General features: G+C 40.4%; 18 protein-coding genes and 2 pseudogenes. 11 read left to right on the forward strand and 9 right to left on the reverse strand.

What is annotated here, in order from left to right:
- The first annotated feature begins 69 nt into the window (after positions 1-69).
- Positions 70-2,577 carry a marine proteobacterial sortase target protein gene (locus ACGEDC_RS17365; protein WP_394494704.1) on the forward strand — a complete coding sequence of 836 codons (2,508 nt, stop codon included), beginning with the start codon at positions 70-72 and terminating at the stop codon, positions 2,575-2,577.
- 5 nt (positions 2,578-2,582) lie between these two features.
- Complete coding sequence (locus tag ACGEDC_RS17370; protein ID WP_225442265.1) at positions 2,583-3,185, forward strand: class GN sortase; 603 nt, start codon at positions 2,583-2,585, stop codon at positions 3,183-3,185.
- Here the strand turns inward: ACGEDC_RS17370 and ACGEDC_RS17375 are convergent.
- The 3 genes and pseudogenes from ACGEDC_RS17375 to ACGEDC_RS17385 all read right to left on the reverse strand — a co-directional run bounded on the left by ACGEDC_RS17375 (position 3,177) and on the right by ACGEDC_RS17385 (position 5,281).
- Positions 3,177-4,201, reverse strand: a pseudogene (locus ACGEDC_RS17375) (GGDEF domain-containing protein). The gene ACGEDC_RS17370 and the pseudogene ACGEDC_RS17375 sit on opposite strands and share 9 nt — an antisense overlap.
- Positions 4,202-4,394: 193 nt before the next feature.
- Positions 4,395-4,844, reverse strand: coding sequence for a hypothetical protein (locus tag ACGEDC_RS17380; RefSeq protein ID WP_394494706.1), 450 nt, complete (start codon positions 4,842-4,844; stop codon positions 4,395-4,397).
- Between the two features lie 143 nt (positions 4,845-4,987).
- Positions 4,988-5,281 (reverse strand): hypothetical protein, encoded by a 294-nt coding sequence (locus tag ACGEDC_RS17385; RefSeq protein ID WP_394494708.1) that lies wholly within the window; start codon positions 5,279-5,281, stop codon positions 4,988-4,990.
- Between the two features lie 545 nt (positions 5,282-5,826).
- Here ACGEDC_RS17385 and ACGEDC_RS17390 point away from each other — a divergent pair.
- On the forward strand, positions 5,827-6,672 hold the full coding sequence (locus tag ACGEDC_RS17390; protein WP_055024410.1) for a LysR family transcriptional regulator: 846 nt from the start codon (positions 5,827-5,829) through the stop codon (positions 6,670-6,672).
- 43 nt (positions 6,673-6,715) lie between these two features.
- On the opposite strand, the gene ACGEDC_RS17395 is transcribed toward ACGEDC_RS17390, so the two are convergent.
- Positions 6,716-7,090, reverse strand: a complete 375-nt coding sequence (locus tag ACGEDC_RS17395; RefSeq protein WP_119968301.1) for a diacylglycerol kinase — start codon at positions 7,088-7,090, stop codon at positions 6,716-6,718.
- Between the two features lie 221 nt (positions 7,091-7,311).
- On the opposite strand from ACGEDC_RS17395, the gene ACGEDC_RS17400 reads away from it, so the two are divergent.
- Positions 7,312-8,151 (forward strand): DNA ligase, encoded by an 840-nt coding sequence (locus tag ACGEDC_RS17400; protein ID WP_282167508.1) that lies wholly within the window; start codon positions 7,312-7,314, stop codon positions 8,149-8,151.
- 133 nt (positions 8,152-8,284) lie between these two features.
- A complete protein-coding gene (locus ACGEDC_RS17405; protein WP_394498392.1) occupies positions 8,285-8,758 on the forward strand; it encodes a low molecular weight protein-tyrosine-phosphatase in 474 nt (157 codons plus the stop codon).
- Between the two features lie 51 nt (positions 8,759-8,809).
- Here the strand turns inward: ACGEDC_RS17405 and ylqF are convergent, their stop codons facing one another.
- Both ylqF and ACGEDC_RS17415 read right to left on the reverse strand, forming a co-directional pair.
- Positions 8,810-9,754 (reverse strand): ribosome biogenesis GTPase YlqF, encoded by a 945-nt coding sequence (ylqF, locus tag ACGEDC_RS17410; protein ID WP_055024412.1) that lies wholly within the window; start codon positions 9,752-9,754, stop codon positions 8,810-8,812.
- Between the two features lie 117 nt (positions 9,755-9,871).
- The gene (locus ACGEDC_RS17415; protein WP_055024413.1) at positions 9,872-10,711 is read right to left on the reverse strand and encodes an isopenicillin N synthase family dioxygenase; all 840 of its coding nucleotides are present in this window, start codon (positions 10,709-10,711) and stop codon (positions 9,872-9,874) included.
- Positions 10,712-10,892: 181 nt separating this feature from the next.
- Between ACGEDC_RS17415 and ACGEDC_RS17420 the strand changes: the two genes are divergently transcribed.
- Positions 10,893-11,813, forward strand: a complete 921-nt coding sequence (locus tag ACGEDC_RS17420; RefSeq protein ID WP_211030833.1) for a bifunctional methionine sulfoxide reductase B/A protein — start codon at positions 10,893-10,895, stop codon at positions 11,811-11,813.
- 107 nt (positions 11,814-11,920) lie between these two features.
- Here the strand turns inward: ACGEDC_RS17420 and ACGEDC_RS17425 are convergent, their stop codons facing one another.
- Both ACGEDC_RS17425 and rne read right to left on the reverse strand, forming a co-directional pair.
- Positions 11,921-13,480: a SulP family inorganic anion transporter gene (locus ACGEDC_RS17425; RefSeq protein WP_055024415.1), complete on the reverse strand. Its 1,560-nt coding sequence runs from the start codon at positions 13,478-13,480 to the stop codon at positions 11,921-11,923.
- Positions 13,481-13,669: 189 nt separating this feature from the next.
- Positions 13,670-16,986, reverse strand: a pseudogene (gene rne, locus ACGEDC_RS17430) (ribonuclease E).
- A 605-nt stretch (positions 16,987-17,591) separates the two neighbouring features.
- Between rne and rluC the strand changes: the two are divergent.
- The gene (gene rluC / locus ACGEDC_RS17435; protein WP_394494713.1) at positions 17,592-18,548 is read left to right on the forward strand and encodes a 23S rRNA pseudouridine(955/2504/2580) synthase RluC; all 957 of its coding nucleotides are present in this window, start codon (positions 17,592-17,594) and stop codon (positions 18,546-18,548) included.
- A complete protein-coding gene (locus tag ACGEDC_RS17440; RefSeq protein ID WP_394494715.1) occupies positions 18,545-19,201 on the forward strand; it encodes an HAD-IIIA family hydrolase in 657 nt (218 codons plus the stop codon). The genes rluC and ACGEDC_RS17440 overlap by 4 nt, the downstream gene beginning before the upstream one ends.
- A gap of 168 nt (positions 19,202-19,369) precedes the next feature.
- On the opposite strand, the gene ACGEDC_RS17445 is transcribed toward ACGEDC_RS17440, so the two are convergent.
- Positions 19,370-19,981 carry a Maf family protein gene (locus tag ACGEDC_RS17445; RefSeq protein ID WP_394494717.1) on the reverse strand — a complete coding sequence of 204 codons (612 nt, stop codon included), beginning with the start codon at positions 19,979-19,981 and terminating at the stop codon, positions 19,370-19,372.
- 240 nt (positions 19,982-20,221) lie between these two features.
- On the opposite strand from ACGEDC_RS17445, the gene yceD reads away from it, so the two are divergent.
- The 3 genes from yceD to plsX are packed head-to-tail and all read left to right on the forward strand — an operon-like array spanning position 20,222 to position 21,978.
- A complete protein-coding gene (gene yceD, locus ACGEDC_RS17450; RefSeq protein ID WP_394494722.1) occupies positions 20,222-20,746 on the forward strand; it encodes a 23S rRNA accumulation protein YceD in 525 nt (174 codons plus the stop codon).
- A 17-nt stretch (positions 20,747-20,763) separates the two neighbouring features.
- On the forward strand, positions 20,764-20,934 hold the full coding sequence (gene rpmF, locus ACGEDC_RS17455; protein ID WP_011496728.1) for a 50S ribosomal protein L32: 171 nt from the start codon (positions 20,764-20,766) through the stop codon (positions 20,932-20,934).
- Between the two features lie 15 nt (positions 20,935-20,949).
- A complete protein-coding gene (gene plsX, locus ACGEDC_RS17460; RefSeq protein ID WP_055024420.1) occupies positions 20,950-21,978 on the forward strand; it encodes a phosphate acyltransferase PlsX in 1,029 nt (342 codons plus the stop codon).
- Positions 21,979-21,987 lie beyond the last annotated feature (9 nt).

The following is a 21,987-nucleotide window of genomic DNA, read 5'->3' on the forward strand; positions in this document are numbered from 1 at the left end:
CATTATCGCCTTGAGCAAGGTGCCATTAGGTATTGGTTTAGGGCGATATTGAATTCATGGAGAGAGCAAATGAAAGGTATCAACTCAAAAGCACACTGCTACGCCATTGTCGATAAGGCATGCCTGTCAGGTTATGAATCTAATAAGCCAACTCCTAGTGGTAGAAGTTGTAACAACTGTGGTCAATCAATACTCGGCTACAGTTTATCTGCATCTGTGTTACTTGGACTAATGGTATTAAGTGTATTGTTTCCTGTTTATGCCATGGCTTCATCGGTTACAACTGATCTCGAAACGGTGATTCCGATTGAAAGTCGGTATCAAGAAGTCACCCAAGGAGTACTACGTTATCAGCAAGGTGGTCAACAGTATGAAAGCTTGCCGTTAAGCACGGATGTAACAATGAATGTTTCTGGCTGGACAAATCGGGTGAGTGTTAAGCAAACCTTTATGAATAATTCGTCTGAGTGGATAAATGGCAGTTATGTGTTTCCTTTATCTCATGACAGTGCCGTAGACAGTATGCGCTTAATTATTGGCGATCGAAGTATTGAAGGTGTTATTCAGCCTAAAAAGCAAGCAAAAGCTAACTTTGAAAAGGCAAAATCTCAAGGTAAAAGAGCAAGTTTAGTGAGCCAGCAACGGCCCAATATTTTTACCACTGAGATCGCGAATTTGGGCCCTAGTGAAACTGCAATTGTGGAGATCACTTATCAAGAGAAGCTGAATTATAAAGAAGGCATGTTTAGCTTACGCTTTCCTATGCCGATTACCCCCCGTTATACACCGGCGCATTTACAACGACAAGATAGCCAACAAGGCTTGGCGTCATCAGCCGAAAAAAGTAACGCGGACATTAAACAGCATTCTTATTTGTCTTATCAATCTCTTTCGAGCAAGTTACCCGATAGCGTCACTCGTTACTTACCTGAATATTTCATTGACGAAACTCAGTCTGAAATCTTGTCCGACCCATACTTGCAGCAAGACTTGAATGTGGGGCTGGAAGGGTCAAATCATAACGCATTAATGGTGAATATGACGGTAAATTTAGATGCGGGTTTTGATGTGAAAGCAGAGGCGATAACAAGTCCCTACCACAAGATCGCTAAGGTGCGACAAGCAGCTCAAGTTCAGTCGTTTTCGAATCATCAGCAATGGCTTGTTTCGTTTGCCAAGCCAGAAAAAGCGAATAAAGATTTTGTGCTTCAATGGCGGGCAGAGCATCAAGAGTCTTATCAACCAATCGCTGCAGTATTTTCTCAGCAGGGCCAAACCCATCAGAAGAAGACTGATTCGGCTAACTCAAAAAATGATAATTCACCTCATGTATCTGGACTGAAAGAAGTTCAATATGATCTTGTGATGCTATCGCCGCCACTGATAAGTGAAAAGCATACTGAAGATACCTCACATACACCCAGAGAGTTAATTCTAGTGATTGATACCTCTGGTTCGATGCAGGGTGCTGCGCTTTCACAAGCTAAGCAATCTATCCTCTATGCATTAGCTGGGTTAAGGGCTCAAGATAAGTTTAATATTTATGAGTTTAATCATAATGTTAATCGGCTATCTCAGCAGTCTCTCGCTGGCACAAGTAGTAATATTGGCCGTGCGCATCAGTTTGTAAAAGGGTTGCAAGCCAATGGCGGAACTGAAATTGGCAAAGCCTTATCTGCGGCGTTACAGGTTGAGCAAGCACAAGCAGTATCTGAAAAAAGTCACTTTTTAAGACAAGTTATTTTTATTACCGATGGCGCAGTGAGTAATGAACATGGCATTTTTCAACAGATTGAAGCGGAGTTAGGGCAAAGCCGTTTATTTACAGTCGGTATTGGCGCTGCTCCAAATTCTTACTTTATGGAGCGCGCGGCTTTATTTGGTCGAGGTACGTTTACTTATATTGGTAATACATCAGAAGTGAACCAAAAAATAACTAAGTTAATGGCAAAAATTGAAAAACCAGTTGCCACCAATGTTTCTTTGACGTATGCCGATGGGACAATACCAGATTATTGGCCAGCACAAATTCCTGATTTGTACACAAATGAGCCCATATTGGTCAGTGTTAAGTCGCCAGCTTACAATCAACAAGACTTTATTGTATCGGGTTATACCCAAGGTCAGTACTGGCAAAAACAGATTAAACGTCAGGACAATACCTCTGCAAGTCACAATGCTAGTGGGCTAGATTTGCTGTGGGCTAATGCACAAATTCAGGCTATTGAAGCAACTCGCACACAAGCGAATCAGCAGCGGATTAAAAAACAAGTTGAAGCGCTTGGTATGAAGTATCACTTAGTGACTTCACAAACGAGTTTGGTTGCAATTGATACTACACCGGTTAAACCTATGGCAGAGATGGCCGTGCAAAAACAAGTGAAGAGACATCTGCCAGCAGGAAGAAATCAATCAGTAGGAGTGCTTCCACAAACCGCAACCTCAAGTCGTTTGAATGTGCTAATTGGGCTTAGTCTGTTACTGATAGCCTTATTAAATGCTTGTTGGTTAAAGGGGTATTTACCAGGTCAGAAATTGATATTACCGAAGAAACCTAATGAGGAGGCTTGCTTATGATTTCTATGAAATGGATTATTCCTTGCAGTGTAGCCTTGATTGGACTGAGTTTTTTATCACATGGAGCGTATATGCAAATTAAAGCAAACTTTGCGCAATTTCTTATTGAACAAGCGTGGACTAAAACCTTAGCCGATCAACGTCCTCATAAACCTTGGCGCTGGGCTGACACACATCCAGTTGGGAAGCTTAAACTGTTTGCTGATAAAGAACATGATTTTTACCCAATTGGTCAGCCTATGTTTGTACTAGCAGGTGCTTCAGGCAGAAACCTCGCTTTTGGTCCTAGTTTATTGCTTAATGGAGCAGGGATTGGCGAGCAGGGTAATACCATCATTGCGGGGCATAGAGATACCCACTTTCTGCCTTTACAAAACGTCAAAAGAGGCGACATTGTTGAGCTACAAACATCCCAAGGCGTGTTACAGCAATACCTTATCGTAAGTACCGATATTGTTCACGAAACACAAACCGAGGTGTTAGATATGACAACGGATAATCAATTAACCTTGATTACATGCTATCCATTTGAAGATTTATCAGCCAACAGTGATTATCGTTATGTGGTGACGGCTAAAAAAGTCAACGGCAGTCATCGCCTAATTTGAGATTGGCATGACCCTGTTCCTACCTAGCCTTTTAGCTTCATATAGTAGAGTGTCTGCACTTTCAATCAGTTGACTACTTGTTTGCTGGTGCTTCCACTCGCTAACCCCAAAAGACGCAGTAATGTTATCAATGCGAGTTTCACTACGGCGGTCTTTTACACTGAGTTTTTCTATTGAACGGCGCATTGCTTCTGCAAGTTGTCTTGCTACGCGTTGTTGGCTATTGGGGATAATTACTGCAAATTCTTCACCGCCAAATCGATAGAGTTTTACACCATCTCGACAAGATTCTTGTAAGCGTTTAGCGACCACTTTAAGTACTAAATCCCCTAGCTGGTGGCCGTAAGTGTCATTAAACTGCTTGAAGTGATCAATATCAATTAGGATTAAACAAGCTCCATTGGGCGACTGATTGACCAACGCAGAAATGTCATCATCAAATGCACGCCGATTTAATGCTTCTGTTAATGCGTCATAAAGCACATCTTTTTCGGTTTCCGCTAGACGTTGTTTTAAGGCATTGATTTCTGATTGTGCTTTATCAAGCTGCTGGGTAAAACTGGTTGTACTTGAATGAATGTTTGCAGATTCGCTGACGATATTTTTGACAACTTTTATCACTTGTTCCAACGAAAAGCCTTGATTTTCCAGTTCTGCTAATTTGCTGAATTCTTTTTGGATTTTTGTTTGAAAAGTGGTTGTATCGTGGTTGGTGTCTTTAAGAGATTGAGACAGTTCGCAAACCATTGCATCTAGGTTCTGGCGCATGCTTCTTACGTCTAATTCAACAGGATCGGCAATATGTTGTCGATATAGTAACTCGCTCGAAGTCGGAGAGTACTGTTGGTTTTGTGCAATCGTAGCATCAAGCGCAATGTTTAATTTTGGATTAGACTCTGAAACGTAAGCATACCAGAGAGCATAATTGGTTGGCGTGGTAGGGATGCTATGTTTTAGCATCAATGGGACAGCTTTTTTAAATTTAATGCCGCTGTTTTCAGTAGCTCGTTAGACATTTAATCCCTCATCTCTGATACATCACTTAGCGAATTAAGGCAGGAGTTTAAAACGTTGTACTAATTTTAGGCCAAGCTGAATTAAATACAATTTGGCCAATGAGGGCTTAGTTTTCTTGAACGCGTTAAACTTGCTAAATGATTTAAAAATAACGTCAAACTCAGCACCATAAGGTAGGATGCTCAATTTATATTAAAAAGAATAAGATACCGCAAACATTGGGCCAGTGAAACTGTAATTAATATTATAATCAAAGGTTCTAAATTCAGTGTCTAAGATACTACGAGATTGCTCAATATCAACATCAACATCATAATAATTATAGGCTAATGATAAATGCCAGTTCTCACAAATAATAGCTTGAACCCCAGCTCGAATATCAACTAAAGAACCTTTTACATTGTCATATTTTATCGCAAAGTATTGTGCATGAGCATTAAATACCCAGCCTGGGTAAAACTCATAACTTCCGTAAACACCTACATCAGGTAACGGAGCGGTAAGGGCATTATCAACAATACGAGGGGTAAAAGTCGCTGTGTCACACAAGGCATCTGGATCGCTTCGGCTTTCACATAAGCCTATATTGCCTTCAAATACGGTTTCAACAAACATTGTATGTAAGCCGATTGAAGCACCCACTGTATAATTATCACCTTCCCAAATGTCGTAGCCATAGCCTAAACGAAGAATATCAATATTTAAGGTTGTCGAAATTTTGGCTTCACCATCAATTAAAAAATTATCATCGTTATCACCAAACTCAGGGATTTCAATATCAAATCCTAATTGAGGTGTATCAGCGTTACGGTGCAGTGACTTCCAGTCAAGATAGATATTGTGGCGGTCGTTAAAACTATATGTGAATTCAAAAAAGGCAGGAATTGATCTTCAGTAAGTAGCAGATCATCTTCGAAATCTAATAAATAATAACTATTAGTATCTTTGGCGCTTTTAACAAGCATGGTGGAGTCGGAACTGGCATAAAAAGCACCTATGGTGAATTTATACTCATCTGCATTAACATGGCCAGAAAAACTGGCTGCAGCTAAAAGTCCTACGAAGGCTTGCTTTAACATTTATTCTCCGCACTTTAAAATTACTTGAATCAGTAAACTGTGCTTTTATTGTTATTGTTAATCAGGGTTATATCTTTTTATGTAGTCATACTAACATTATGTAACTAAATGTGAAGCTTTTGTTGCTGTAAAATTGTAAAAATGAGAACTAAGATCACGATTTATTCGTATTAAACATTTGGCGGTAAAACTATAGAACTATAAGTCTATTTTAAATTGTTTTATTTCAATGATTTATGGTTATTGCTTGTCGGCTTTTTTTAATTACTATTTATTTAGCTAGCACGTTTTAATCATCTTTAAATTAGCATTATTTAATGTGTCAGAAGAACTTTAAATGTCATCTTTTTGACTAGGTGTTAACAAATGCGTAACGAATAAGGGGTGGAGAAATATACCCTAAATGGTTAAAGAAAAGCTGCTTCAACTAAGTCCTATACTTAAGTCATATGCGTAAATTAAATTTGATTACACGCTGCCATAATTTTGCTATAAATCGCGATTAGACTGTTTATGTTTTGTTAGACATTGAGTAAAAATCCATTATGGATACTGATTTATTAAAAACGTTTCTTGAAGTTTATCGTACTCGTCACTTTGGCAAGGCTGCTGATAACTTATATATCACCCGCAGTGCAGTCAGTTTTAGGCTTAAACAGCTTGAATCATTGCTAGGTGTTATTTTATTTGATCGTGAACGCAATAATATCAAACCAACTCCTGCGGGTGAGCGAATGTTAGCCCATGCTAATGCCGTATTAACTGCTCTGGAACGCGCCAAGCAAGATGTTTCCTTAATAGAGCAGCACAGTGTTCAGTTGTCGATAGGCATGGGCCATAATATTTGGGAAAGTTATTTAAAAAGGGCAATACAACCTTTATATAAAACTGAACACGGCCTGTCGCTTCGTACTGATGTGATTACTTCAGCTGTGATGGCAAAAAAGATGGCAGAAACGACACTGGACATCGCATTAAGCTTCGATCCTTTCCATATTGATGGCATTGATACAATTACCTTAAGCCAAGTAAATTTATTACTTGTTTCCACTCAAGCTAATTTGCATATCTCTGATTTGGCTCTTTCGCACTATGTCAAAGTGGATTGGGGCACTGCTTTTAATATTACTCATGCACAAGAGTTAACAGCACTTCCATTACCCGTTTTGCATACGAGTTCAGCGCAAATTGCCCATGACTTTATTATCCAAAATAAAGGGTGTGCATTTTTACCTGAAGTTATGGTGACAGAGGATATTGCCTGCGGCAAATTACATCGAGTTTGTGATGTGAAAGAAATCCGGCGCCACGTTTATGCATCCTATGCGCTAACAAGTGAGCGAATGAATGAAATTGAAAAAGTTATTGGTTTATTAAACCGTATTGCATGAAAGCCTGAACACATTATGGCTGAACCGCTAAATTGTGAATAGGTTAAAGCAGGTAAGCATGAGTTAAAATCCCTATCCAAGTCAGTCCACATAATAATAAACTGAGAAATACTGCTGCAGAGGCAACATCTTTTGCTTGGCCGCTTAGTGGGTGAATTTCATCGCCAATGCGATCGACAACGGCTTCTATCGCTGAGTTAAGTAGTTCAGTTATCAGTACAATAAATAGTGTCATGATCATGAGGATTTTTTCAATCACACTGACATCGACTATTAAAGCGATGGGAACAAGGCAAAGACATAATATTAGTTCTTGTCTAAAAGCAGCTTCATTTCTCCAAGCGCTGGTTAACCCTTTAAATGAAAAACCTGTTGCTCGTATGATGCGTTTAATACCGTGATTATTAGTGGGTTTCATAGGTGACCTAATTATTGATGATATGTCCTAAACCTTTAGCATTGTAAGCTAAATAAGCAAATCAGCCATATTTGACTAAACTGTATTTGAATCATTAATCATTTTAAATATTGGTTTTTAAAATGGTTAGTATAATCAATGAGTTCAATAAATAAAGAACCGTAAAATAAGTGCGATAGGATATTGCCATCACCATCACTCAAATTAGCAAGGATGCTACTATGTTTCGATTTATATTGTCAGTGTTAATTGTGTTTATGGCTTTGCTGATTTCAGATGCCGTAGATGCTAATAATAAGCCCGCGCTCCAACTCGCTATGCGTTACCAAACCGACACCGATGTTACTCAATACTTGATCAGTGAAAAGCTTGATGGAGTAAGAGGCTATTGGGATGGAAATCAAATGCTGTCGCGTTCGGGAAGAGTCATGATTTTACCCGATTGGTTTACTGCAGATTTCCCCAAAACAGCATTAGATGGAGAACTTTGGATTAAGCAAGGTGAATTTGATGCGGTATCAGCGTTAGCTCGCAGTTCACATTCACATCATGCTGAGTGGAAGTTGGTAAAATATATGATTTTTGACTTGCCAGAGCATGGGGGGATGTTTGTTGAGCGCGTAAAAGCAATGCAACAAATAGCCTTAGAAAGCAGATATATTGAGGCGATAGAGCAACAGGAGCTTGTCTCTACAGCGCAATTAATGGCTCAACTTGATCATGTTATTGCAAACAATGGTGAAGGGTTAATGCTTCATCTTAAATCTGGGTATTACCAAATTGGCCGCAGTCAGAATATTGTAAAGTTAAAACCTAAATATGATGCTGAAGCGCGTGTTATTGGTTTTAATGAAGGCAAAGGAAAGTTCGAAGGCTTGATGGGTTCACTTAAGGTTGAAATGCCAAATGGAAAACAGTTCAATCTTGGTTCTGGTTTTTCTAATGAGCTACGACGTAATCCGCCTCCTTTGGGCGCTATTATTACTTATCAATATTTAGGGCTCACCAAAAATGGCATTCCACGGTTCGCTCATTTTCTGCGTGTTAGAGAGTCGCAATAACAATAACAATAACAAGAATAATGAATAAGTATGAGCAATAGAGTTTATGTCTAGGTTTATATAGAATTGAGCCGTTAACACGGTGAGGAGGAATTTAGTGAGCTTGACTAATACACGTAACGTTACCAGTAAAGTGGATTTCAGTAAGATAAAATCGGTATTGTTTGTCTGCTTAGGTAATATTTGCCGCTCACCCAGCGCTGAAGCGGTGTTTCGTTCACAAGCCAAATCATTTTCATTAGCGGTAGAAATTGATTCGGCGGGGACAGCTGCATATCATCAAGGCAATCCACCAGATCCTCGCTCTATAGCAGCAGGTGAGAGAAGAGGATTAGATTTTACCAACATGCAGGCGCGGCAAGTACTCGATAGCGACTTTGAACACTTTGATTTAATACTTGCGGCAGACAAGAATAATCTTAATGACTTACTGAGGCGTTGTCCTGCACAATATCAACATAAACTGCAGTTGATATTATCTTTTACTGGTACGGAAGGGGAAGCAAGGGAAGTGCCTGACCCTTACTATGGTGGCGAGCAAGGTTTTGAATTAGTTCTTGATTTGCTTGAAGCGAGTTTAAGTCAGTTGGCAAAGAAAATGTCGTAAACAAGATGTCTTAAAATAAAGGCTTACCGAGTGGTAAGCCTTTTTTGTTCGTTAACCTTGTTGGTGTCGCTTGCCTGAGCGTTTTAGCTTTTCTTGTTCAAGTTTTTGTTGCTTTAACGCCTCTTTTTCAGCTAATAGTCTAGCGACTTCGGCTTTTTCAACTTCTGCCATTTCAGGCGTTTCTAGTGTTAGTAAACCTGTTTTTCCTGAGCGGAATTCATGCAGTAATAATTCAGACGCCTTATGTAAATCGATACGGCCACCAGGTCTAAGTGCACCACGTTTACGGCCAATCGCTTCGAGTAATTCTATATCGGTTTCCGGGAGCTCGGCGAGCTTGTATCGCTCGCAAATCGCTTTAGGATAAGCTTGTAAGAAATATTCTGCCGCAAACATAGCAACATCTTCGTATTCCATTGCGGTATCTTTAATAGCACCGGTTACTGCCAAGCGGTAACTACTTGATTCATTGTCAACTTTTGGCCATAAGATGCCTGGCGTGTCTGATAGTACAATGCCATTTTTGAGATTAATACGTTGCTGACGCTTGGTCACAGCGGGCTCATTACCGGTTTTAGCGATAGTTCTGCCTGCCAGTGTGTTGATAATGGTTGATTTTCCGACGTTTGGGATCCCCATAATCATCGTACGTATATCTTTTTCTACTTTGTCTCGAGCTGGTACTAATTTACGACAAATATCAGGAATGCTCTTAACTTGCCCAGGTTGAAGCGTGGTAATGGCTGTTGCTTTAACGCCTTGCTCTTGTTCAAGGTATTCAATCCAGCGTGCAGTGACTTCCGGATCGGCTAAGTCAGATTTATTGAGTAATTTGATACATGGCTTATCGCCCCTTAACGTTGATACCATAGGGTTTTCGCTACTGTATGGAATACGTGCATCTAAAACCTCGATGACAAGATCGACTTGAGGCATTGCCTCTTCAATCTCTTTACGAGCTTTGTGCATGTGTCCTGGGTACCATTGAATTGCCATGAGTTTGCCTTTTTTAAACCACTACTTACAAGGGGGGCATATTCTACCTTGTTATGCCTCTAAAAGATAAAAAAAGCGCCAAAAGACGCTTTAAACTGTTTGGAAACGTTAACAAACTTAAATTACACCAAGTTCTCTTAATCTTTCCATTAAATAACTGTCTGCAGTATAGCGTTCAGAAAGCACAACTTCAGGGTTAGGATGTAAAAATAGTGGCAAAGAGATCCTTGATTTAGTTTTATCTGTGCCTTCTGGATTGATCACACGATGCGATGTCGAAGGGTAATAACCACCAGAGGCTTCTTGTAGCATGTCGCCGATATTAATAATGATATTACCAAAGTCACTTGGGACATCAATCCAAGTATCGTCCTTGGTTTGAACCTGCAATCCTGGTTCATTCGCTGCTGGTAAGACAGTGATAAGGTTAATATCTTCATGGGCTGCTGCTCGGATTGCACCCAGTTCTTCATCACCTAACATTGGTGGATAGTGCAACACTCTTAATAATGTCTTTTGACTATCTTCAATCATTTTAGGTAAAGGAATAGAGAAGTGCTTGGCGACGTCCTCAGGCGCATACTGTTCAATCCAGCCGAGTAGTTCAGCGGCGAGTTGATTTGCATGTTTATAGTAAGCAAGAATATTCTGTTTTAATGATTCAGGAATACGACCCCAAGGGTATACGTGAAAATATTCTTTGATATCTTTTACTGTATGTCCTTTTGCCGTTTCAGATATTGATGCTGGGAAAAAGCCATCTTGGGTTTCAGGTTTAAACAGGAAATCCTGTTTTTGTTCTGATTGAAAAAACTCATACCATTCTTTATAGATGGTTTCTACGAGTTCTTTGCTAATAGGGTGATTTGATAAAACACCAAATCCGGTCTCACGTAATGACTCAACAAATTGCTTTGCGCAATCTTCTGAGCGGTAATCAATGGTTTCTAATTTCATATTTTCTACTTATTGTTTTATTTGACCCATGCTGATTTTAACCTTGGTCACACTTTGTCGCAATTTTTTGAAGTAAAAACAGGTCTAATAAGTCGAATTAGTGATCTTTATTCGGCATACTGCCATATCTGAAAAATTGCTTTAAAGTATGAAGGTCTAGATTGAAGTTAGGACGATGCAAATGAACGAATTAACTGAGTTTGAAAAGTATGTCATTGAGCAAAAAGGAACTGAACGTCCATTTAGTGGAGAGTACGTCAATCATGATGCAGAAGGCTTGTACTTATGTAAAAAATGCTTAAACCCATTATATAAAAGCGAATTTAAATTTAATGCTTACTGTGGATGGCCAGCATTTGATGACGAAATTCACGGTGCTATAGATAGAACGCTGGATGCTGATGGTCAACGCACAGAAATTACCTGCCACGAATGCGGTGGCCATCTTGGCCATGTTTTTAAAGGCGAAATGTTAACGGGTAAAAATACACGTCATTGTGTCAATTCAACTTCGATGGTGTTTAAAAGCAAAGAAGAAATTGAAAATGAACGTTCAGCAAAAGCAAAGTCGATGGAGTTAGCAACTTTCGGTGCTGGCTGTTTTTGGTGTATCGAAGCGATATTTCAACGTCTAGACGGTGTTGAATCTGTAATTTCTGGCTATAGCGGCGGTGGAACTGAAGATGCGCATTACGAAGCGGTCACCAGTGGAACTACTGGCCACGCAGAAGTTGTTCAAGTGACTTATGATCCTAGCGTGATAAGTTATCAAACATTACTTGCGGTATTTTTTGCGATTCATGATCCGACGACATTAAATCGTCAAGGCAATGATAAAGGCCCTCAATATCGTTCGGTTATTTTTACTCATGATGCCAAACAAGTTGATGCTGCGACTATTGCTATCAGTAAACTGATTCAGCAAGGTATTTGGCCTAAACCTATTGTGACAGAAGTAACAATGTTTGAAGCGTTTTATCAAGCAGAGAGTTTTCATGAAAATTATTTTGCCAATAATGCAGAGCAGCCCTATTGCCAAATTTTAATTAAGCCTAAGTTCGAACAAGCGATGAAACAGTTTGAGGCTATATTAAAAAAGTAAGTAATGATGCCAGTTTTTAATATATCAATAACGTATTAACATAAAAAAGGCGAACTGAATAGTTCGCCTTTTTTATGTATAAATTAGCTTTAAATGGCTAACGTATTTTATGAGTCAAGTGCATCATCTGCGACTTTGTAGTGTGGATCTTCGATAACATTAATCTCAACTAAGTCACGTGCTTTATGTAGTAACTCTTTACAGTCAGGGCTTAGATGTCTTAAATGCAGTCGTTTACCCGCAGCAACATAACGCTCAGCCAAGGTATCAATAGCATCTAATGCTGAGTGGTCTGCAACACGTGAGTTTTGGAAATCCACAATCACATCTTCAGGGTCGCCAGCAGCATCAAATAACTCTAGGAAGTTTGAAACTGAGCCGAAAAACAGCGGACCATTCAGTTTATAGACTTTCCAATCATTAGCATCGGTACTGGTTTCAACGTTGATATGTTTAGCGTGCTCCCATGCAAATACAAGTGCAGACACAATAACACCAACGAACACAGCAAAGGCTAAGTCAGTAAATACGGTTACCGTTGTCACTAACACAATAACAAAAGCATCATGCTTAGGTACTTTACGCATGACTTTAAAACTTGCCCACTCAAACGTGCCTAATACCACGATGAACATTACACCCACCAATGCGGCAAGTGGAATGATTTCGATGAACGCAGCACCAAACAGAATAAACGCAAGTAAAGCTAGTGCAGCTGTGATACCTGATAAACGGCCACGACCACCAGAGTTGATGTTAATCATTGATTGACCAATCATCGCACAACCGCCCATTGCGCCAAAGAAGCCACTGGTAATGTTACCCACACCTTGACCAACACATTCTTTGTTACCACGACCACGGCTGTTTGTCATTTCATCGATTACCGTTAAGGTTAGTAACGATTCGATTAAGCCAACTGCCGCTAAAATACAGGCATAAGGTAAAATGATATAAAGGGTTTCTAAGGTAAACGGCACACTCGGAATTGAGAAGCTTGGTAAGCTGCCAGCAATAGTGGCTTGCTCATCACCACTCATTGTTTTCAAGAAGTCGAGTACATTGCGTGTATCTAAGTCTAGTCCAACAACTAATGCGGTTACTGTTAAAATTGCCACCAATGAAGAGGGGATAGCTGTGGTTATTTTTGGTAAAAAATGAATAATTGCCATGGTCAAAGCAACTAAGCCAAGCATTATCATTAACGGCTCTTGACCTAGCCATACCATGTTGCCTGCAGCATCTTTAACTTGGAATTGACCAAGTTGTGCTAAGAAAATCACAATAGCGAGACCATTAACAAATCCGATCATCACTGGGTACGGTACAATACGGATAAATTTACCGAGTTTAAATATCCCTGCAGATATTTGAATTATCCCCGCCAGCACGACCGCCGCAAATAGGTATTGAACGCCATGTTCAACAACTAGTGATACCATGACAACAGCCATTGCACCGGTTGCACCAGAAATCATTCCTGGACGACCACCAATTACAGCAGTGATTAACCCCATAATAAAGGCTGCGTATAAACCTACCATAGGTTCAACTTGTGCGACGAATGCAAAAGCAACAGCTTCTGGAATAAGCGCAAGAGCAACAGTTAAACCAGATAGAATATCTGCTTTGCTACTGCTGGTTTTATGACGTAGTAGATCGAACATTTAGCCTCTGAAAACAATTGAAGTGTTTGAAAATTAAAGTGTGCGTATGTTAACAAAATTTAATGCTTCACTAAACCTGAATTTAAGCTTAATTCAGTTTAATTACTATATTTGACCAACGTAGACTCAAAAAAACCACGCTATTTAGCGTGGTTTTTAATGAGCCTATATTAGGCTCAGTATTTGAGTTTATGCTTTAGTGGTATCAGAAGATGCGCTGTTAGCTACTTTTGATTTTACCGTTTCAGCATCAGGTTGTGATTTTTGGTATTCACGACCTTTTGGTACAGCTTGCTGCTGACGCACTTCAGATACAGGTTTAGTTGTTTCTGACATTACCATTGAACCAAAGCGACTAGCAGCAGGCTTTTTAGCTGGTGCATCAGTTTTCGCTTCTGTTTTAGTTTCGGTAGCAACTGGTGCGGTAACCACTTTACGTTCGATTGCAGCAGGCTTAGTCATTGGTGCTGATGCAATTGAATTATCTTTAGTTACTGTTTCAGCTTTTACTGGTTCAGCATTTACTGTTTCAGTTTTTACAGCCTCAGCTTTTGCAGGCTCAGCCTTAACTTCAACCTTAGCTTCAACTTCGGTAGGTTTAACTACATTGTTTGATGTCTCTGCTTGCGGTGCTGTTTCGATAACGTCTGCAATTTCAGCTACAGGTGCTTCGACTGGCGCTTCAACTTCAGGAGCTGATTCAACAGGCGTCTCAACCTTCTCTGAAGCCTCGACAACTTTTTGAGTGTCAGTTGACGTTTCTTCTTGCGTCAATTCAACTTTATCGTCAGTCACAGCTGGTGTTTCAGTTTCTACAGCTTGAGAAGTAGGAGCTTCAACAGCTGGAGCTGGCTCTGAAGTGACCTCTACTGCAGCTTGTTCAGCATCAAGTTGCTTTTCTAGTTCATCTACAGGCGTAAATACGGCTGCAGAAGGTGCTGTTTCATCTTCATCACGGCGACGACGTTGTCCAGCTGCTCGAAGATGGCGTGGGCTACGACGGCTGCGACGTTGACCTTGTTTCTCTTCGTTGTCTTCTGAGGTTGCTTCATCTGAAGCGTCCGATGATTCAACTTTAGCAGGAACAGTTGCTTCAGCAGGAGCAGTTGCTTCAGAGGCTGCATTATTTGTTGCAGCAACAGCGTCAGTTGTTTCAACAACAGTTTCAGCTTTTGGCTCAACTTTAGTTTCAACTGTGGTTTCAGTTGGAACTTCTGCGCTGGCTTCAGCTTTAGATACCGTGGCATCTAATGATGGTTTAGCAGCTACAGATTCAGCACTCACTTCAGTTTCAACTTTAGCCTTGTTGTCTTTTCTTGGGCGACGAGTGCGTGTTGGTTTAGCTGATTGCTCCGCATTTGGCTTTGCAATTACTTCAGCAGATTTAGCATTTTCAGCTACTTCAACTTCATTTAGTTTTGCTTCACTTTGTTCGTTCTCGATACGAACTTTACGACGCATGTTACGACGTTGACGACGCTCTCTTGCAGCTTCTTGCTTAGGAGACTTCTCTCCTTCTGGGCGAGACTTATCTGCAGACTTGTTAGCCTTGTTACGTTGGTCGTTTTTAGACTGACGTTTTTCTTGTTGCTCTTTATTTGCAACATCTCTGTCAGCCTTCTTATTACGGCCTTTGTTGTCTCTGCCTTTGTTGTCAGCATCATTACGATTATCACTGCGGTTATCGTTACGGTTGCGACGGTTGTCATTTCGGCGAGAGTCATTACGACGGTTACGGCGATTATTTTGACCTTCTTTGCGATTCTTATCAGACTGCTTCGATTCTTTCTTAGCAGGTTCATCTGATGAGAATAGCTTGCTGATAGCAGAAACCATTTTAGCGAAGAAACCAGGCTCTGACGGCGCTGATTCTGTTGCTTTTGGTTTTGCTTCTACAGCAGGTTTTGCTGCAGCTTTCGGCGTACCGAAACCTTTAATCGCAGGTTGAGGCGCTTCAGCACGTTCAAGTTTGCGAGGCTCGTATAATTTAGCTTCAGGCTTTTCTACACGCTTGTAGCTTGATTCAACGACTTCATCGTCGCTTCTTAAACGAGATACACGGTAGTCAGGTGTTGTCATGTGAGAATCAGGAATGACATATACTTCAACATTGTGACGTTCTTCTGTAATGCGAATTGCTTTACGTTTTTCATTTAATAAGAACGCAGCAACATCAACAGGAACAACAGCTTCAATTTGAGACGTGTTCTCTTTAATGGCTTCTTCTTCCATTAAACGAAGAATAGAAAGCGCTAATGACTCAGTACTACGAATTGTACCTTGGCCATGACAGCGGGGACATAAATGCGCTGCTGATTCGCCAAGAGAAGGGCGTAGGCGTTGACGAGACATTTCCATTAAGCCAAAACGTGAAATACGGCCAAGCTGAACACGTGCACGGTCTAAATGAACCGCATCACGCATTCTGTTCTCAACTTCACGTTGGTGTCTAACTGGCGTCATATCAATGAAGTCGATGACGACTAAACCGCCTAAATCACGTAAACGTAATTGACGTGCAATTTCGTCTGCCGCTTCTAAGTTGGTGTTTAACGCTGTTTCTTCGATATCGCCGCCTTTTGTTGCACGGGCTGAGTTGATATCGATTGAAGTTAGTGCTTCCGTTGGGTCAATTACGATTGAACCACCAGAAGGCAAGCGCACTTCACGTTGGAATGCTGACTCAATTTGAGATTCGATTTGGAAGTGTGTGAACAATGGTACTTCAGACTCGTAACGCTTAACACGTTCAACGAAATCAGGGCGTACTAAACCAATATGCTGTTTTGCTTCTTCATAGATACGTGGATGGTCAATTAGTATTTCGCCCACGTCACGACGTAAGTAATCACGGATTGCACGAACAATCACGTTACTTTCTTGATGAATCAAAAATGGCGCAGGTTTACTCTGAGCTGCTTCTTGAATTGCTTCCCAGTGGTGTTGTAAAACTTTTAAGTCCCACTTTAATTCAGCAGCATCTTTACCAACACCAGCAGTACGTACAATCAGACCCATACCATTTGGTACAGTTAACTCTGACATAGCCGCTTTAAGCTCAGTACGCTCATCACCTTCGATACGACGCGAAATGCCGCCAGCACGAGGATTATTTGGCATCAGAACTAAATAAGAGCCAGCAAGAGAGATAAACGTTGTTAAGGCAGCGCCTTTATTACCACGTTCTTCTTTATCGATTTGGACGATAACTTCTTGGCCTTCAGATACCACTTCTTTGATATTTGGGCGGCCTTGGAAAGAGTATCCTTTAGGGAAGTATTCGCGAGCGATTTCTTTTAATGGAAGGAAACCGTGACGGTCAGCGCCGTAATCAACAAACGCAGCTTCTAATGAGGGTTCTACGCGAGTAATGGTGCCTTTATAGATATTTGATTTTTTTGTTCATGGCCTGGGCTTTCGATATCCAGATCATACAATTGTTGCCCATCTACTAGGGCAACACGCAACTCTTCCGATTGAGTTGCATTAATTAACATACGTTTCATGATGGCTTAATTCTTCTAATAAGGTCATCAAACGTCGAGATTTCGTTGCATTACGGGCCTAAAATTGTTGTTCACTAAGCCTCACGGCTGGTTTTTAGGCAAGTTAGGTGCGCATTTCTGTAAGACGCATTCGCTGCGTGTCGCGACCTATTTATGGCTTATTTTTTAATAATTACAAAAACAAGGAATTCGTTGTTAATCGCCAACAAACCCCATAAATTTAAATTTCTTTTCCGGTAATGCCCAAGACGAATCTGTCTGTTTGATAACAAGCTAAAATTTGTTCGAATAGGGGGGCGTAGGTTTTCAGGAAAACTTAGTAAATAATGATTAAGCAGACGGTTTAACTGTAAAAACGATACTAATCGAATTGTGATGTTTACAATTTGCAAATCAATGACTTGCTACCTGTCGTGCTCATGAATTCTACTGAAAAAACACCGTAATGATTTGAGCTTGTGAACAATTTATTCACTGTTTATCCTCAATCACAGCGCAAATATAGCAATAAACAATTTATACAGCAATAAAAACCACACATTCTTATTGTCCCATCCAAGCGAAACTTAGGGTACAATGTGCCTCGTAATTACTATAGGCGCATCATGAATACAGAAACTCCCACGAAAGTTCAGTTGGTCACCATTGATGAAGATCATTTTGAGCAACGCATTGATAATTTTTTACTCACCAAACTTAAAGGTGTCCCTAAAAGCATGATTTATCGTATTGTGCGAAAGGGCGAGGTTAGAGTTAACAAAAAACGCATTAAACCTGAGTATAAATTACAAATTGATGATGTGGTTCGTATTCCACCAGTCAGAATGGCTGAGAAAGATTACCGAACAGCGCCGTCACCTAAATTATCTAAAGTGACTCAGCTAGAACAACGCATTATTCATGAAGATAATCACTTAATCGTATTAAATAAGCCGGCTGGTATTGCAGTTCACGGTGGCAGTGGTGTGGATTTTGGTGTGATTGAGGGCTTACGCTCTTTGCGTCCACAGCAAAAGTTTTTAGAACTAGTACATCGTCTGGATAAAGATACCTCAGGGGTTCTCCTCATCGCTAAAAAGCGAAGTGCATTAAAGCATTTGCATGATCAGTTACGTAAAAAAACTATGCAAAAAGATTATTTGGCGTTGGTGCGTGGTGATTGGCAAGCGAAAGATAAAGTCGTTAAAGCGCCGCTGTTGAAAATTACTCTTAAGTCTGGCGAACGAATTGTTCGTGTGAATCAAGAGGGGAAGCCTTCTGAAACTCGTTACAAAATCATGCAGCGTTATCAAGGTTGTACCCTTGTAAAGGCAAGCCCTGTCACTGGCCGTACTCATCAAATCCGTGTTCATTGTCAATTTGCGGGCCATGCTATCGCTTGTGATGATAAATATAGCGAACAAAAATTTGATGATGCAATGCGCGAAAAAGGCTTAAATCGCCTATTTTTGCATGCGGCAGAACTTAAATTCATTCATCCAGAAAATGATGAAGTCAAAATAGTGAAAGCGCCATTAGATGACGTATTACAATCAACATTACAAAAGCTGAAACGCGCATGAATCAAGACACAATTAAGCAGTATGAGTTAGTGATTTTTGATTGGGATGGCACATTAATGGATTCAATTGGTAAGATTGTTGATTGCATGCAATGTGTTGCTAAAGAATTGAATTTACTTGTGCCGTCAGAGCAACAAGTTCGAGACATCATTGGATTGTCTATATTACCAGCGATGGAAAAATTATTTCCTGACAATCCTGAACAATATGATGCATTGCTTGAAGCTTATAAAAACTATTATATGAATATTAACGTGACGCCTTCGCCTTTATTTGATGGTATTGAGTCAGTGCTTTCACAGATTAAAGCTAATGGGCAGACGCTTGCTATCGCGACAGGTAAACGCCGAGCAGGCCTTGACCGTATGCTTACTGAGACAGGCTTAGGTCATTATTTTATTGCAACACGTTCGGCTGATGAGGCGGAATCTAAACCGCATCCATCTATGATTACTTCATTACTTGAAGAATTGAACATCTGTCCAAGTAAAACGGTAATGATAGGTGATTCAAAATTAGATATTGCGATGGCTAATAATGCTGGCGTGAATAGTATTGCAGTGACTTATGGCGCCCATAGCCTAGAAGATTTACTAACCCAGTCACCGACAAATACAGTTAACTCGCCGCAAGATATTCTGTTGCATATATAAGTCGACTCTATTCACAAAAATTCGTCGACGGTTGCAAAAATGCTTCTATCAGCCGCAGCTCAATCTGCGGCTTTTTATTATCTATTTCTTGGTTAATTAAGCTTTTATACCGGCCTTGTAATCTTCTAGAAGGGGTTGGGTTTCCTAGTAAAAAATAATTTGTGTATTTTATTGAGATGTCAGAACGTCTAATCCATGGCGTTTTAACAAAGCGATAAGCTTAATCAACGGCAAACCAATTAATGTATTTGGGTCATCACCAGCTAATTTGTCAAATAGTGCAATTCCTAAGCCTTCAGACTTAAAACTTCCTGCACAATATAACGGTTGCTCAAGCTCTACGTAACGAGTGATTTCTTCAAGGGTTAACTGCCTAAAGTGAACAGTAAAGGGTTCTACGATGGAATGGGCTTGTAAACTATCGCTATTAATGACACTAAGGCCAGTATAAAAGGTGATAGCTTGACCTGAAGCTTGTTGTAATTGTTTGATTGCATTGTCTTGTGTCAGTGGTTTACCGATAATATTGCCATTAATAACGGCTACTTGATCTGAACCAATGACCAGTGCCTCATCGTTTGTCTGACTTGTTTGCTTATATAGTTTAGCCCCTGCGAGAGCCTTGGCTTTTGCTAGTCTTAATACCAACTCTTCAGCGGTTTCATTCTCTACTGCTGTCTCGTCTGTTTCAGGTGAAATACAGTCAAATGGAAGCTGCAATTTACTGAGGATTTCTTTGCGATAAATGGATGTTGAAGCTAAGATGATTTTTGTATTCATGGGGTGCGATTCGTCTATTTGTCCAATTGCGACTATATTAAGTCAAAATTGCGTTCAAATGCAGTAAATTTAGTCGGATCGCGCTTGTGATCGCTCGCGGTCACAGGTAATATTTCGCTTCGATCAATTTTAATGTTGGCGTTTTAGTTAATCGTTCATTTTGTTTGGTTATGTATTTAACCGCAATTTGGATAAATTTCCTTTGACTCTAGCGTTTTCAAACTATAATATGCGCGCCTTATGCAAACAGTAAAGATACCAGTATCAATTGATCCTATTCGAACTGCTGCCAGTGGTCTTCGTTATGAAGGCATTGTGCCAGGCAGACAGAATAAGCGATTAAACGATTTATGTGCTGGCGATTGTTCCGATGTGACAGTGTCGTTAGAATGTGGCGTCGATATTCAGGGGATAGTCTACCTTAGCGGGAAGGCTGTGACGGAGCTCACTCTGCTATGTCAACGTTGCATGACACCATATACCACAGAGGTTACGGTCGACTTCTCCTTTAGTCCTTGTAAGACTCAAGAAGAAATCGATGAGCTCCCGGATGCGTATGAGCCGATTGAGTGCAATGAAATTGGTGAAGTTCGTCTGCATCAGTTGATTGAAGATGAATTGATAATCGCTATGCCAATTATTCCTATGCATCAGAATGCTGATTGCAATCTAGGAACAAGTGACATAGCTGTAGGCGAAATCGAGCCCTCTCAAGAGGAGCGTCCAAATCCGTTTGCAGTGTTAGAAAAACTGAAGAGCAAGTAATCTAGGAGACAAGTCAAATGGCTGTACAACAGAATAAAAAATCACGTTCAAAGCGCGGCATGCGCCGTTCACACGATGCATTGAGCACTGCTCAATTATCTGTAGACGCTACTAGCGGTGAATTACATCTACGTCACAACGTGACTGCTGATGGTTTCTACCGCGGTAAAAAGGTTATCAACAAGTAATTTGTTGCTAATCTTATGACGGATCTGACGCTCGCGTTGGATGTGATGGGGGGCGATAATGGCCCTTCCGTCACAGTGCCTGCAGCCTTGCAGGCACTTAAATTCAATTCCCAACTATCATTAATTCTTGTAGGCAATCAAGCCGAGATTGATCCCTTTTTAGTTGAGATTGACAGTGCCATTCGTGCACGCATTCAAATTGTTCATACCACTGAAGTTATCACCATGGGTGATAGGCCTATTCATGCCATTCGTTCTCGTAAGCAAAGTTCTATGCGTCTTGCATTAGAGCTTGTTAAAGACGGTAAGGCACAAGCGTGTGTGAGTGCGGGTAATACAGGTGCTTTAATGGCACTCGCTAAAATATTACTCAAAACCTTACCGGGTGTTGATAGACCCGCTTTAGTGAGTTGTTTGCCTGCTGTTACAGGTAAGCCTGTATATCTATTAGATCTTGGCGCTAATGTGTCCTGTGATTCTGAAACCCTTTTTCAGTTTGCTGTCATGGGCTCTGTTTTATGTGAAGCTGTCCATAAACGTGCCAAACCCAAAATTGCATTACTTAATGTCGGAATAGAAGACGTTAAGGGAAATGATCAAGTTCAACAAGCCGCTCAATACTTAATTGATACCGAACAAGTCAATTACACTGGATTTATTGAAGGTGATGAAATATTCACTGGAAATGTTGATGTCATTGTTTGTGATGGATTTGTCGGCAATATCACTTTAAAAACTTCTGAAGGAATAGCGAAGTTACTCGTACATCAGTTAAAACGAGGCTTAACGCAAGGTTTATTCGTTCGGATGTTGTCTAAACTCCTCGCTCCACGTATACAATCTGTGCTTAGTAAGATGAACCCCGACCACTATAATGGTGCAAGTCTGATAGGATTGCGCGGAATAGTAGTAAAGAGTCACGGAAATGCAGATGAAGCAGCATATTTACAAGCAATTAATTTAGCTGCTACAGAAGCGAAACGTCGTCTTCCAGAAATGATTAAAGATCGTTTGGAGACGATTCTTTTAGACATCAATAACTGATCTCATTAT

The organism is Shewanella sp. ENK2 (assembly GCF_043568515.1).
Taxonomy (GTDB): Bacteria; Pseudomonadota; Gammaproteobacteria; order Enterobacterales; family Shewanellaceae; genus Shewanella; species Shewanella japonica.